The organism is Nocardioides sp. (assembly GCF_036274455.1).
Taxonomy (GTDB): domain Bacteria; phylum Actinomycetota; class Actinomycetes; order Propionibacteriales; family Nocardioidaceae; genus Nocardioides.
In genome coordinates, this window is the sequence record NZ_DASUFR010000009.1 from 19,021 (window position 1) to 32,238 (window position 13,218).

The window sequence follows — 13,218 nt, forward strand, 5'->3', positions numbered from 1 at the left end:
GTCAGGCGGGCTCGGCGGCGAGCGTCCGGCCGATGTGCAGGGCCTGCTCGGTGGCGCCGCCGTAGAGGAACTCATAGCGCTTGGCCGAGGTGAAGAAGCGGTGCGTCTCGCCGTCGAGGTCGATCCCGACGCCACCGTGGACGTGCACGGCGGTGTGCGCGATGCGGTGTCCCGCGTCCGCGGCCCACAGCTTGGCGATCGCCACCTCCGTGTCGGCCGGCAGCCCCTCCTCGAGCCGCCACGCGGCCTGCCAGAGGGAAAGCCGCTGGCCGAGGGTGTCGATGTAGCCGTCCGCGAGCCGCTGCGAGACGGCCTGGAAGGTCCCGATCGGCCGGCCGAACTGCTCACGGGTCCGGGCGTACGCCGCGGTGCTGGCCAGCGCTCCCTCACAGACGCCGAGCTGCTCGGCGGCCGCCGCGAGGAGGAGCAGGTGCCGCAGCCGCTCGTGGGCGGAGCCGTCGGCGGAGCCGACCAGGGCGCCCGCACCGACCGCGGCGCCGTCCAGGTCGAGCCGGGCCACCGTGTCGCGGTCGGAGGACTGCTGGCTCGTGAGCGTCAGCCCGTCGGCGCCGGGCTCGACGAGGAAGACGCCGACGCCGCCCGGTGTCTCGGCCGGAACGAGGAAGAGGTCCGCGTGCGGGCCGGCCTGGACGACGGCCTTGCTGCCGGTGAGCCGGTGCCCGCCCGGCTCGGGCGTCGCCACGGTGGTGGGCCGCCCGGGTGCGGACGACCGCTCCTCGGCCACCGCCGCGGTCAGCACCAGCGCCCCGGACGCGGCGCCGGGCAGCCACCGCTGCCTCTGCTCCGCGCTGCCGTGCTCTGCGAGGAAGCGTGACGCCGGGCCGTGCGCGGCCAGCGGCACCGGCGCGACGGTGCGGCCGACCTCGACCAGCACCCGGCAGAGCTCGATCAGTCCCAGCCCGGCGCCGTCGTGGTCCTCGGGGAGTGCCAGCCCGAGCAGCCCGGCGGCGCCGAGCTCGGCCCACAGCTCGCGGTCGAACCGCGACCCCTCGGCCTCGACCGCCTTCATCCGCTCGTTGGTGGCCCGGTCCCGCAGGATCTGCGCGGCCAGCTCGGCCGCCTCGTCCTGTTCGGGGGTGAAAGTAAAGTCCACTTACTTGTCTTTCTGGCCGTGTCCTTCTGGCCGGGTCGTAAAGAAAAGCTACTTGTCGATCGGGTTCACCGCTTGGCCGCCGGCAGCCCGAGCCCGACGTAGCCGATGATGTCCCGCTGGATCTCGTTGGTGCCGCCGCCGAAGGTCATCACCAGCGCCGAGCGGTGGAACCGCTCGATCCGGCCGGCCAGCACGGCGCCGTCGGAGGCACCGGTGATGCCGGCGTTCGGGCCGATGACCTCCATCAGCGACCGGTAGACCTCGGTCGCCAGCTCCGAGCCGTAGACCTTGGTGGCCGACGCCTCGGCGGGGGACAGCGCCGCGCCGCGGTCGGCGTCCGAGGCGAGCTTCCAGTTGACCAGGCTCAGCGCCTCGATCCGGGCGTGCGCGCGGCCGAGGACGAGCTGGACCCACTCGGAGTCGATGACCCGGGAACCGTCCGGGTTCTTGGTCTGCTGCGCCCACTCGCGGACCAGCCTCAGCGACAGCGCCAGCGGCGCCGCGGAGGTGAGCGAGACCCGCTCTTGGTTGAGCTGGTTGGTGATCAGCGGCCAGCCGCCGTTGAGCTCGCCGACCAGGTTGGTGACCGGGACCCGCACGTCCTGGTAGTAGGTCGCCGAGGTCGAGACGCCGGCGACCGTGTGGACGGGCGTGTAGGAGAAGCCCTCCGCGCTGGTCGGCACGACGATCATCGAGAGGCCCTTGTGTCGCGGCAGCTCGGGGTCGGTGCGACACGCGAGCCAGATCCAGTCGGCGTACTGGATCAGCGAGGTCCACATCTTCTGGCCGTTGATGACGAACTCGTCACCCTCGCGCACCGCCCTGGTCGTGAGCGAGGCGAGGTCGGTGCCGGAGCCGGGCTCGGAGTAGCCGATCGAGAAGTGCAGGTCGCCGGCGAGGATCCTCGGCAGGAAGTACGCCTTCTGCTCCTCGGTGCCGAACCGCATGATCGTCGGCCCGACCGTGTTGAGGGTCAGGTAGGGGATCGGTACGCCGAAGTCGGCCGCGACGTCGGTGAAGATCAGCTGGTCGACCATGGAGCGGTCCTGGCCGCCGTACTCCTTCGACCAGCCGATGCCGAGCCACCCGTCGCTGCCGAGCTGCTTGATCACGGCCTTGTAGGCCGAGGCCTCCCCGAACTCGCCGGAGGAGGGTGCCAGGCCCGCCTTGACCTCAGGCGTCACCAGGTCGGAGAAGTAGCCACGCAGCTCCTCCCTGAGCGCGACCTGCTCCGGGTCGAGGGCGATGCGCATGGTGCAAAACTATCCTGAAACTGGAACGTGTTCTAGTCTGGAGTCGAGAGCTCGGCACCCGCACGGGAGGCGACCCTGATGAGCGACACCCGGATGCTCGACCACGGCAGGCCGCCGGGGCGGTTCGCACGCGGCTGGCACTGCCTGGGACTGGCGGACACCTTCCGCGACGGCCGCCCGCACGGGATCGAGGCGTTCGGCGGCAAGCTCGTGGTCTGGGAGGACAGCAAGGGCGACCTCAACGTGCTCGACGGCTACTGCCGGCACATGGGCGGCGACCTGACCCAGGGCTCGGTGAAGGGCGACGAGGTCGCCTGCCCGTTCCACGACTGGCGCTGGGGCGGCGACGGCCGCTGCAAGCAGATCCCGTACGCGCGGCGGGTGCCGTTGCGGGCGCGGACCGTGAAGTACCCCGTCGTGATCCGCAATGACCAGCTGCTCGTCTGGCACGACACCGAGGGCTCCGAGCCCGACCTGGACATCCTGCCGCCGGAGCTGCCCGGGCTGGCCGAGGGCCTCTACACCGACTGGACCTGGGAGGTCGTGCCGATCTCCGGCTCCCACTGCCGCGAGCTGATCGACAACGTGGTGGACATGGCGCACTTCTACTACGTGCACTTCTCCTTCCCGACGAGCTTCCGCAACGTCTTCGAGGGCACCCAGGCCACCCAGTTCATGGAGTCGAAGGGGCGACCCGACAAGGCCGGCGGCTACGGCAGCCCCGACCTGTTCCTGAAGTCCGAGGCGACCTACTTCGGGCCGGCGTACATGGTCAACTGGCTCGACGTGGACTACAAGGGCTTCCAGACCGAGGTCATCCTCATCAACTGCCACATCCCCACCGGCCCGGACTCCTTCACGCTGCAGTACGGCATCACGGTCAGGAAGCCCGAGGGGCTCGACGACGACACGGCCAACTTCATCTCGAAGAAGTACGCGAAGATGTTCGGCGAGGGGTTCCTCCAGGACGTGCACATCTGGAAGAACAAGGTGCCGGTCCAGAACCCGCTGCTCTGCGAGGAGGACGGCCCGGTCTACCAGCTGCGCCGCTGGTACGAGCAGTTCTACGTCGACAGGGCCGACATCACCCCGGAGATGGTGGACCGGTTCGAGTTCGAGGTCGACACGACCAAGGCCAACGAGTACTGGCAGGAGGAGGTCGCGGAGAACCTGCGCCTCCGAGCCGAGGCCGAGGCCTGATGGCATCGTTCGTCCCGACCCGCGCCGAGACGCTGGAGGACCAGCGGCTCTACACCAGCGCCCGGCTGGTCGAGGTGGCCTGCCTCGACTGCCTGGCCCGGGTCGGGGTGAAGAAGAACAGCGACCACCACACCTCGATCCAGTGGACCGCCGAGGCCCGCGGCCACTGCCCGGAGCTCAGCCGCCGGCCGAGCGGCCGGGAGTCGCACCCCGCGTGCCCGAGGCTGGCGGCGTCGATCGAGCGGGCCGCCCGCGACGGGGCGCTGCCCATCGGCGCCGAGGACGGCTACTGAGGTGCGCTCCTAGATGGCCGAGTCGTCCTACGACCTCTGCGTGGTGGGGGTCGTGGCGGAGACCGCCGACGCGCACTCGGTGTCGTTCGCGGTGCCCGAGGGCGCCGAGGAGGAGTTCGGCTACCGGCCCGGCCAGTTCCTGACCCTGGCCGTGCCGTCGGACCTGACCGGCGTCGCCGCCCGCTGCTACTCGCTGTCGTCGTCGCCGCACGACGGCGGCCCGCTCACGGTGACCGTGAAGCGGACCCCCGGGGGTTACGCGTCGAACTGGATCTGCGACCACCTCCGTGAGGGGTCGACGATCCGCTCGCTCCCGCCGTCCGGGATCTTCTCGCCGGCCGACCTCGACGCCGACCTGCTGCTGTTCGCCGGCGGCAGCGGCATCACGCCGATCATGTCGATCACGCGGACGGCGCTCGCGCACGGCAGCGGCCGCATCGTGCTCTTCTACGCCAACCGCGACGAGCGCTCGGTGATCTTCGGCCCCGAGCTGGCGGCGCTGGCCTCCGCGCACCCCCACCGGCTGCTCGTCGTGCACTGGCTCGAGTCGGTGCAGGGGCTGCCGACCCAGGAGCAGCTGAAGGCGTTCACCGAGCCGTTCACGACCTACGACGCCTTCGTGTGCGGTCCGGCGCCGTTCATGAAGCTCACCATCGCCGCGCTCCGTGAGCTGGAGTTCCCGCGCGAGCGCCGGCACCAGGAGAAGTTCGTCTCGCTGGGCGGCAACCCGTTCGGCGACCCGGAGCAGCGGGCCGAGGCCGAGCACGAGCTCGAGGAGGCCGACTCCGACGAGGCGTTCACCGAGGGCCCGGCGCCCGCCGACGGGGCGCACCAGGGAAGTGTCCGGCTGGAGGTCGAGCTCGACGGGCAGACCTACGTCTTCGACGACTGGGCGCCGACCACGAAGCTGATCGAGCACCTCGAGTCGAAGGGCGTCAGGGCGCCGTACTCCTGCCGCGAGGGCGAGTGCTCGGCCTGCGCCATCCGGCTGCTCGAGGGGGAGGTCAAGATGCTCAACAACGACGTCCTCGACGAGGAGGACCTCGCCGACGGCATCCGGCTGGCCTGCCAGTCGCTCCCGGTCACCGACGTCGTCCGGGCGACCTACCACTGATCGTCCACCCTCGTGAGCTTCGGCCCCGGCACGGTGGCTGAGGTGTGAGGCCGTTCACGGCCGAGCCTCGAAGCCTCGCAGCGAAGGCACCGGGGTGGGTCCCAGCACCGGGTCACCAGGCTTCGAGGCTCGGCGCTGGGGCGCCTCGCACCTCAGCCACCGTCGTGGATGGTCACCGGCACGGTGGCTGAGGTGTCAGGCCGTTCACGGCCGAGCCTCGAAGCCTCCGCAGGGTAGGCACCCGCTCGACCTTCGCTGGTCGAGCTTGTCGAGACCTCCGCAGCGAAGCACCCGGGCGGGGTCCCAGCCCCGAATCACCGGGCTTCGAGGCTCGGCGCTGGGGCGCCTCGCACCTCAGCCACCGGGGCGCCTCGCTTCGCTGCCCGCTCAGTCCGTCCGGGACGCGCTCGGGACGCGTGTCACTGCGCATCGGGACTCGCTTGCAGGCAGAGTGCAGCCTCATGAAGCGACTCCTGCCCCTGCTCGCGCTGACCCTGCTGGCGCTGCCGGCTCCCGCGCACGCCGACGTCACCAGCCCGGCCGCGTTCACCGACGCCTCCGGCGACGTGGCCAACAACAAGCTGGACATCCGGACCGTCTCGGTCAAGAACACCGCACGCAAGCTGGTCGTTCGGGTGACGTTCCCCGGCAATCCGCGGGTCTTCGACTTCCCGACCGGCAACGTCTCGGTGTTCATCGACACCGACCCTGCGCGCAAGGGTGCGGAGTACGGCCACTTCATGGAGTTCTGGTCCGACTACCGGTTCGCCGAGGTGTCGAAGTGGCGCGAGCAGCCGACGCCCGCGTGGGGCCACTCGCCCGAGGGGCGCTGCGTCGCCGACGCCGGCGTGGTCCACGACAAGGGACACCACCTGAAGTGGTTCCAGTACGTCGTGAAGAAGCGTCCCGGCTGCTTCACCGCCGCAGCGGTGCGGGTCGCGGTGTCGACGATGAACACCGGCGACCTCCAGCCGTACGTCGAGTACCCGAAGCCCTACCTGGACCACCTCGGCGCCAAGCACCGGTGGACCGACTGGGTCAGCCAGGGCTGAGGACGCGCTCCGGTGGGCGCCACCGGTCCCACCACGCGCCGATCAGCATCGCCAGGAGCGCGATCACCGCGCCCATCAGGGTGTCGACCAGGTAGTGCTCGCCGGAGTAGACGAGCGTGAACGTCATCGCGGCCGGGTAGAGCAGCACCAGCCAGCGCCACCAGGCCGTCAGCCGGCTGATGGCGTAGAAGGCGATCAGGTAGGTGAACCCGGTGTGCAGCGAGGGCATCGCGGCGGTCTGGTTCGGCAGCGCGCCGAGCACCATCGTCGTGCGCTCGATACCGAGGTGGTGGAAGCCGCGGCTCGAGATCCGCGCAAGGGGCGGGAGCAGCCCGTCGCGTGCGGCCATCCACGGTGGTGCCATCGGATAGACGATGTAGCCGACCAGCGCGAGGTAGCTGATGGTGACGTAGCGACGGATCCACCTCAGGAACTCACGGCGGTCGCGGATCCACAGGATGCCGGCGATCGTGAGCCCGGCCAGGAAGTGCGAGGCGTAGGTCGCGCTGACGCCGAGGTCGTACCAGCCGACCGGCCCGTCGGTGTCGCAGGGGTCGCCGCACAGCCGGCGCTGGAGGCTGACCGTGGGCACCTCGTCGCCGCCCCAGAGCCGGGCCAGCCACTCGTCCGCACGGATCGGCCAGACCTCGTGGGGGGCGAACCCGATGTCGTCGGTGATCCCGCGGATGAAGGCGTAGACGACGAGCGCGAGCAGCCACGGCCACCAGTCCTTCGGGAACTGCAGCGACCAGTCCAGCCGCCAGCAGATCGCGAGCAGCCACAGCCACAGCGCGACGCCGATGGGGTCGTTGGGGATGCCGATGACCGCGCACCAGGCCAGCAGGACGACGGCGTACGCCGTGACCGCCAGGACGCGCCGGCTCATGCGGTGCGCCGGTAGATCGTGAACTTGCCGGCCGTCGTGACCTCGGCGTAGTCGGCGTCGAGCAGGGCCTGCGCCTCGGTGAAGTCGAGGCCCCAGTCCGCCACGGATCTCCGCGCGACCAGCACCCACGTCGGCCGGTCGGAAGCCCTGAGCACTCCCTCGAGGTCCGCGAGGTCGGCGTCGCGGACCCGGGCGGGGAGGCTCCAGAGGTAGGGGTACGTCGCGTGCAGGCCGGCGTCCCGGACCACGTTGGCGGCCCCGAGGACCACGACCCCGCTGTCGCCTCGCTGGGCGTGTGCGTCGAGGTAGTCGATCGCCGGCTCCTCGGGCCGGTCGATCGGGTGCGCCGCGACCCAGCCGAGGGCCGCGACGCTGCTGAGCCCGGCCAGCGCGAGCGAGATGCCGATGCTCCTGGTCACCGGCGCGGGCCGCTGCGCGAACGCCGCCGCGAACAGCACGGCCCCCGGGACCAGGGCCATCAGGTAGTGCAGCCAGTAGCTACCGCCGAGGAAGGCGACCAGCAGCTCGAAGGTGAGCAGCGCGTAGGCAGCCGAGCGCAGGTCGGGCGCCGTCCACGGGCCCTGCCGAGTGGGTGCGCCGCGGCCCTTCCAGGCGAACGCCGCCACCACGAGCGGGACGCCGCTCGCGGCCAGTGCCCCGACCAGCCCGGCCAGCCGGGCGGGCGCGTTGCCGCTCTCGCCGGCGAGCTCGCGAGCGGCGTCGAGCCGGAAGGTGACCACCGCGTCCCACAGCTCGGCGGGCGCCGTGCCCCGCAGGGCGGCCACGGCCACGACCACGGCGGTCGTCGCCAGTGCGCCGACGACGAGCCCCGGCAGCCGGCGTCGGGCCGCGCTGCTGGTCAGCGCCAGCACCGCCGCGACGACGAAGACGTCGACCATGCTCTGCTTGACCAGGGCCCCGACGGCCCCGGCCGCGCCCGCGGCAAGGCTCAGGACCAGCGCGCGTCTCGGGTGGCGGCTGGCCGCCGCTGCGACGTACGCCAGCATGCCGGCGACCAGGAAGGGCAGGCCGAGCAGCTCGCCGTTGACCACGGTCGCGCCGAACAGCGGCGTGGCCACGCACACCGCGGCCGTCCCGGCGGTGAGCAGCGGGGCCGACCGGCGCTCGGGAGCGGCGATCCGGCCGAGGACGCCGGACAGGACCACGGTCAGCAGCGCCGCCAGCCCACCGAGGAGCCGCAGTGGCACCGTGCCGCCCAGCGCGTCGGCCGCCTCGAAGATCGCCACCAGCGCGGGCGGCCGGTCCACCCAGTAGTCGCCGTAGAGGCTGCTGCCGTGGCCCCACTGCCCGCCGACGATCAGGTAGCCCGCCTCGTCCGGGCTCAGCGGCCGGCCCGCGAACGGGAGCCAGCACAGGAGGATCGCGGACGCCATGACGACCACCCACGTCTTGGGCGCGGTCCCGATCCGCCGCCGCCAGGGCGTGCTGGGGTGCGCCTCAGCCATCCACGCCCCGACCCAGCACGGGCGCAGAGCCTAGACGACTGATTCCAAGGGCTCGCACGCTACGCGACGCTCAGCATCCACGCTGGCGGCGTTGCGGACGCTCGTTGGACGACCAAGGACGACATCGCGCCCGCGCCTTGCCAGCGCGGCGCTGAGCGCCGCTCGCTTGCACGATCCCTTGGAATCAGTCATCCAGTCGGGCCGATCCGGGCGAGCGCCCCGGGTCACCAGCCCCGCTCGCGCCACTCGTCGAGGTGCGGGCGCTCGGCGCCGAGCGTCGAGTCGTTGCCGTGGCCGGGGTAGAACCACGTGTCGTCCGGGAGCCGGTCGAAGATCTTCGCCGAGACGTCGCCGATGAGCTGCGGGAAGCGTCCGGCGTCGCCCTGGGTGTTGCCGACGCCGCCGGGGAAGAGGGAGTCGCCGGTGAACAGGTGCGGGTGGCCCTCCGGGTCGTCGTAGAGCAGCGCGATCGAGCCGGGGGTGTGGCCGGCGATCGCAATCACCGACAGCGTGCACGTGCCGACCGGGACCGTGTCGCCGTCGCCGACCTCGATCGTGATGGGCACACCGGTCTGCTCGGTGATCGGCGCGGAGTCCGGGACGCCGGCGACGGTCGCCGCACCGGTCGCCTCGACGACGTCGGAGAGCGCCCGGTGGTGGTCCCAGTGCTGGTGGGTGGTGACGACGTGGGTGACCGGGGTCGAGCCGATGAGGGACAGCAGCGTTCCGGAGTCGGCCGCGGCGTCGATGAGCACCGCCTCGCCGGTGTGCTTGCACGTGAGCAGGTAGCAGTTGTTGGACATCTGCTCGTCGACCGCCACCTTGGTGATGGTCAGGGAGCCGAGCTCCCGCGTGTGGGCCGGTCCACCCGGCTTCACCTCTCCGGTGTAGGTCACCACGGCTCCATCCTCGGCACCTGGCCGTCGTCGCTGGTCAGTCCGTCGCCGCCCGGTCCTTGGTGAACGGGCCGGCCCGTCACCCACCATGCCAGAGCGCTGGCGGTGCCGGACACGGTCGGGCCGCCGCTGCCGAACTGCCAGGTCCGGTCGAGGTCGATGGCCCGGGCGGTGAACGCCGGTCCGTCGTGGCCGTCGCCCGAGCGCCAGTCCATGAGCCGCAGGACGAACTCGGTGGGCCAGTCCGCCGCGGTGTAGTCGAGGGCGAGGTCGGCATGGTGGATCTCCACCTCACGCAGGCGCATGTCGCCCACGGCTCCGGCCGGGAACCGCCGGCCGCCCGGCGTCCGTTCGACCACCGTTGCGGCCAGGTTGTCGGCCAGCTCCTCGACCCACTCCCCGATCACCGTCGTCGAGCCCAGGAACCGGTCCCGCAGCTCGGAGGTCGACGCCCTCGCGAGCTGGGCGATGTCGGCGTCGCGGGCCTCGGACGAGCGGTACATCGGCACCTGACGGCCCTCGTGCACCCCTTCGAGCGCCGCGGCGAGCCCCTCGGCGTTGAGCGTCAGGTGGGCGACGACGTGGGCCCGGCTCCAGCCCGGCAGCATGCTCGGCTGCCGCCACTGCTCCTCCGGCATGCCGTCGACAGAACGCACCAGCCTGCGGGTACCGAACTCGAGCAGCTCCACGAGCCGGGGGTCTGGCATGGCAGCACCGTAGCGCCCGGCCGAGCCCGACTGTCGGCGGCGCGTGAGAGGGTGCGAAGAGCGCAAGATCTGCGGCGCGGCGGCTTGCCCGCGACCGGTAGGGTTGCGAACGTTTGTTCGAACGGCCGGCGTCGACGCCGACTCTGACTCAGCACGGGATCGAGGACTCGCAGGTGCAGGAGAAGCTCATCGTCCGGGGCGCCCGGGAGCACAACCTCAAGGACATCTCGCTCGACCTGCCGCGCGACTCCCTGATCGTCTTCACCGGGCTGTCCGGCTCCGGCAAGTCCAGCCTGGCTTTCGACACCATCTTCGCCGAGGGCCAGCGCCGCTACGTCGAGTCGCTCTCGGCCTACGCCCGGCAGTTCCTGGGCCAGATGGACAAGCCCGACGTCGACTTCATCGAGGGGCTCAGCCCCGCGGTGTCCATCGACCAGAAGTCGACGTCGAAGAACCCCCGCTCGACGGTCGGCACCATCACCGAGGTCTACGACTACCTCCGCCTCCTCTACGCGCGCGCCGGCCGGCCCCACTGCCCGGTCTGCCACAGCCCGATCGAGCGGCAGACGCCGCAGCAGATCGTCGACCGCGTGATGGCCCTCGAGGAGGGCACCCGCTTCCAGGTCCTGGCGCCGGTGATCCGGGGCCGCAAGGGAGAATACGTCGAGCTGTTCCGCCAGCTGCAGACCCAGGGTTTCTCCCGAGCCCGGGTCAACGGCGAGACCCACAGCCTGGACGACCCACCCAAGCTCGACAAGCAGAAGAAGCACACCATCGAGGTGGTCGTCGACCGGCTCGCGGTCAAGGAGTCGAGCAAGCGCCGGCTCACCGACTCGGTGGAGACCGCGCTCAACCTCGCCGGGGGGCTGGTCGTCTTCGACCTGGTCGACCTGCCGGCGAAGGACCCGGGCCGCGAGCTGAAGTTCAGCGAGAAGATGGCCTGCCCCAACGACCACCCGATCGACACCGACGAGCTCGAGCCGCGGTCGTTCTCGTTCAACAGCCCGTTCGGCGCCTGTCCGGAGTGCACCGGCCTGGGCACCCGGATGGAGGTGGACCCCGAGCTGGTCGTGCCCGACCCGCAGGCGACGCTCGGCGAGGGCGCGATCCAGCCCTGGAGCCAGGCGCACGTCGCCGATTACTTCCTGCGGCTCATGGGCGCGCTGGGGGAGGAGATCGGCTTCGACCTCAACACCCCCTGGGAGGACCTCCCGGCCAAGGCGCAGAGGTCGATCCTCGACGGCCACCCGACCAAGGTCCACGTGGTCACCCGCAACCGCTACGGCCGCGAGCGCGCCTACTGGGCGGAGTTCGAGGGGGTCCGCACCTACATCGAGCGCCGACACCGCGAGGCCGAGTCCGACACCAGCCGGGAGCGGTTCGAGGGGTTCATGCGCGAGGTGCCGTGCCCCGCCTGCCAGGGGAGCCGGCTCAAGCCGGTCTCGATGGCGGTCACCCTCGGCGAGCTCGGCAACGGCGGCCTCAACATCGCCGAGGTGTGCGCGCTCCCGATCAACGAGACCGCGCAGTTCCTGCGCGAGGTGGAGCTGACCGCGCGCGAGCGACAGATCGGCGAGCGGGTGCTCAAGGAGATCCAGGAGCGCCTCAACTTCCTGCTCGACGTCGGCCTCGACTACCTCTCCCTCAACCGGCCGTCCGGCTCGCTGTCGGGCGGGGAGGCCCAGCGGATCCGGCTGGCCACGCAGATCGGCGCCGGCCTGGTCGGGGTGCTCTACGTCCTCGACGAGCCGTCGATCGGTCTCCATCAGCGCGACAACCACCGGCTGATCGAGACCCTGGTCCGGCTCAAGGAGCTCGGCAACACCCTCATCGTCGTCGAGCACGACGAGGACACCATCGAGACTGCCGACTGGGTGGTCGACATCGGTCCGCGCGCGGGCGAGCACGGCGGACAGGTGGTGCACAGCGGCACCGTCGAGGAGCTGTTGAGGCACCCCGACTCACTCACCGGTCAATACCTCTCCGGCCGCAAGGAGATCCCGGTGCCGCCGATCCGCCGGCCACGCACCAAGGGCCGGGAGCTGACCGTGGTCGGCGCCCGCGAGCACAACCTGCGCAACATCGACGTGACGTTCCCGCTCGGGCTGTTCGTCGCGGTCACCGGCGTCTCCGGGTCCGGCAAGTCGACTCTGGTCAACGACATCCTCTACACCTCGCTGGCCAAGCAGATCTACCACGCACGCGCGATCCCGGGCCGCCACCAGCGGATCACCGGCCTCGACCACGTCGACAAGGTCATCCACGTCGACCAGTCGCCGATCGGCCGCACCCCGCGGTCCAACCCCGCCACCTACACCGGGGTGTTCGACCACATCCGCAAGCTGTTCGCCTCCACGCCCGAGGCCAAGATGCGCGGCTACCAGCAGGGGCGGTTCTCGTTCAACGTCAAGGGCGGCCGCTGCGAGGCGTGCTCCGGCGACGGCACGATCAAGATCGAGATGAACTTCCTCCCGGACGTCTACGTCCCGTGCGAGGTGTGCCACGGCGCCCGCTACAACCGCGAGACGCTCGAGGTCCACTACAAGGGCAAGACCATCGCCGAGGTCCTCGACATGCCGATCGAGGAGGCCGCCGAGTTCTTCGCCGCGGTGCCCGCCATCGCGCGCCACATGCGGACGCTGGAGGAGGTCGGCCTCGGCTACGTCCGCCTCGGTCAGCCGGCGACGACGCTCTCCGGCGGCGAGGCCCAGCGCGTCAAGCTCGCCAGCGAGCTGCAGAAGCGGTCGACCGGACGCACGGTCTACGTGCTGGACGAGCCGACCACCGGCCTGCACTTCGAGGACATCCGCAAGCTGCTGGGCGTGCTCTCCAGCCTTGTCGACAAGGGCAACACGGTCCTGGTGATCGAGCACAACCTCGACGTCATCAAGACGGCCGACTGGATCGTCGACATGGGTCCCGAGGGCGGCAACAAGGGCGGCACCGTGGTCGTGGAAGGGACGCCGGAGGAGGTCGCGGCCCACCCGCGCTCCTACACCGGCCAGTTCCTGCGGCCGCTGCTCGACGGCCGCGAGGCGGCGCAGCCGAAGATCGCGCGACGACGGGCGAAGAAGGCCAGCTGAGCGGCTCGAGGGTCGCGCCGGTGAACCGGGGAGGCCTCTCAGTCGTGTCACAGCAGGGCCCACTAGCCCCGCCACGCCACCGACCCGAAGACCAGGAGACCCTGATGGCCGACCAGTTCACTCGCCGTACCACCCTCGCGGGGGCGGCCGCGCT

The 13,218-nt window shown here is 71.1% G+C and carries 11 protein-coding genes; 5 read left to right on the top strand and 6 right to left on the bottom strand.

The genetic code is table 11. The features are described 5' to 3' along the window. Window position 1: 1 nt before the first annotated feature. Complete coding sequence (locus VFV89_RS00845) at window positions 2-1,114, bottom strand: acyl-CoA dehydrogenase family protein (protein ID WP_329703994.1); 1,113 nt, start codon at window positions 1,112-1,114, stop codon at window positions 2-4. A gap of 65 nt (window positions 1,115-1,179) precedes the next feature. Beyond that, the gene (locus VFV89_RS00850; RefSeq protein WP_329703995.1) at window positions 1,180-2,367 is read right to left on the bottom strand and encodes an acyl-CoA dehydrogenase family protein; all 1,188 of its coding nucleotides are present in this window, start codon (window positions 2,365-2,367) and stop codon (window positions 1,180-1,182) included. A gap of 78 nt (window positions 2,368-2,445) precedes the next feature. Between VFV89_RS00850 and VFV89_RS00855 the strand changes: the two genes are divergently transcribed. The 4 genes from VFV89_RS00855 to VFV89_RS00870 all read left to right on the top strand — a co-directional run bounded on the left by VFV89_RS00855 (window position 2,446) and on the right by VFV89_RS00870 (window position 6,026). Further along, window positions 2,446-3,567, top strand: a complete 1,122-nt coding sequence (locus VFV89_RS00855) for a Rieske 2Fe-2S domain-containing protein (RefSeq protein WP_329703996.1) — start codon at window positions 2,446-2,448, stop codon at window positions 3,565-3,567. After that, window positions 3,567-3,860 (top strand): hypothetical protein, encoded by a 294-nt coding sequence (locus VFV89_RS00860; RefSeq protein WP_329703997.1) that lies wholly within the window; start codon window positions 3,567-3,569, stop codon window positions 3,858-3,860. Before VFV89_RS00855 ends, VFV89_RS00860 begins: the two co-directional genes overlap by 1 nt. Before the next feature lie 13 nt (window positions 3,861-3,873). After that, on the top strand, window positions 3,874-4,974 hold the full coding sequence (locus VFV89_RS00865) for a ferredoxin--NADP reductase (RefSeq protein WP_329703998.1): 1,101 nt from the start codon (window positions 3,874-3,876) through the stop codon (window positions 4,972-4,974). A gap of 461 nt (window positions 4,975-5,435) precedes the next feature. Next, the gene (locus tag VFV89_RS00870) at window positions 5,436-6,026 is read left to right on the top strand and encodes a hypothetical protein (protein WP_329703999.1); all 591 of its coding nucleotides are present in this window, start codon (window positions 5,436-5,438) and stop codon (window positions 6,024-6,026) included. Here the strand turns inward: VFV89_RS00870 and VFV89_RS00875 are convergent. The 4 genes from VFV89_RS00875 to VFV89_RS00890 form a co-directional block, all read right to left on the bottom strand. Beyond that, window positions 6,013-6,912: a phosphatase PAP2 family protein gene (locus tag VFV89_RS00875; RefSeq protein WP_329704000.1), complete on the bottom strand. Its 900-nt coding sequence runs from the start codon at window positions 6,910-6,912 to the stop codon at window positions 6,013-6,015. The genes VFV89_RS00870 and VFV89_RS00875 overlap by 14 nt on opposite strands. After that, the gene (locus tag VFV89_RS00880) at window positions 6,909-8,378 is read right to left on the bottom strand and encodes a hypothetical protein (RefSeq protein ID WP_329704001.1); all 1,470 of its coding nucleotides are present in this window, start codon (window positions 8,376-8,378) and stop codon (window positions 6,909-6,911) included. The genes VFV89_RS00875 and VFV89_RS00880 overlap by 4 nt, the downstream gene beginning before the upstream one ends. 224 nt (window positions 8,379-8,602) lie before the next feature. After that, window positions 8,603-9,277, bottom strand: a complete 675-nt coding sequence (locus tag VFV89_RS00885) for an MBL fold metallo-hydrolase (RefSeq protein WP_414690330.1) — start codon at window positions 9,275-9,277, stop codon at window positions 8,603-8,605. Beyond that, entirely contained in the window at window positions 9,271-9,981 is a 711-nt protein-coding gene (locus VFV89_RS00890) for a maleylpyruvate isomerase family mycothiol-dependent enzyme (protein WP_329704002.1), read from the bottom strand. The genes VFV89_RS00885 and VFV89_RS00890 overlap by 7 nt, the downstream gene beginning before the upstream one ends. Before the next feature lie 173 nt (window positions 9,982-10,154). Between VFV89_RS00890 and uvrA the strand changes: the two genes are divergently transcribed. Beyond that, a complete protein-coding gene (gene uvrA, locus VFV89_RS00895) occupies window positions 10,155-13,064 on the top strand; it encodes an excinuclease ABC subunit UvrA (protein ID WP_329704003.1) in 2,910 nt (969 codons plus the stop codon). The last annotated feature ends 154 nt before the right edge of the window (window positions 13,065-13,218 follow it).

Excerpts from the sequence above, each read along its gene's own strand:
- VFV89_RS00860 (WP_329703997.1), top strand. The coding sequence starts at position 3,567 with ATGGCATCGTTCGTCCCGACCCGCGCCGAGACGCTGGAGGACCAGCGG.
- VFV89_RS00870 (WP_329703999.1), top strand. The coding sequence starts at position 5,436 with ATGAAGCGACTCCTGCCCCTGCTCGCGCTGACCCTGCTGGCGCTGCCG.
- VFV89_RS00850 (WP_329703995.1), bottom strand. The coding sequence starts at position 2,367 with ATGCGCATCGCCCTCGACCCGGAGCAGGTCGCGCTCAGGGAGGAGCTG.
- VFV89_RS00880 (WP_329704001.1), bottom strand. The coding sequence starts at position 8,378 with ATGGCTGAGGCGCACCCCAGCACGCCCTGGCGGCGGCGGATCGGGACC.
- VFV89_RS00875 (WP_329704000.1), bottom strand. The coding sequence starts at position 6,912 with ATGAGCCGGCGCGTCCTGGCGGTCACGGCGTACGCCGTCGTCCTGCTG.
- VFV89_RS00890 (WP_329704002.1), bottom strand. The coding sequence starts at position 9,981 with ATGCCAGACCCCCGGCTCGTGGAGCTGCTCGAGTTCGGTACCCGCAGG.
- VFV89_RS00865 (WP_329703998.1), top strand. The coding sequence starts at position 3,874 with ATGGCCGAGTCGTCCTACGACCTCTGCGTGGTGGGGGTCGTGGCGGAG.
- VFV89_RS00855 (WP_329703996.1), top strand. The coding sequence starts at position 2,446 with ATGAGCGACACCCGGATGCTCGACCACGGCAGGCCGCCGGGGCGGTTC.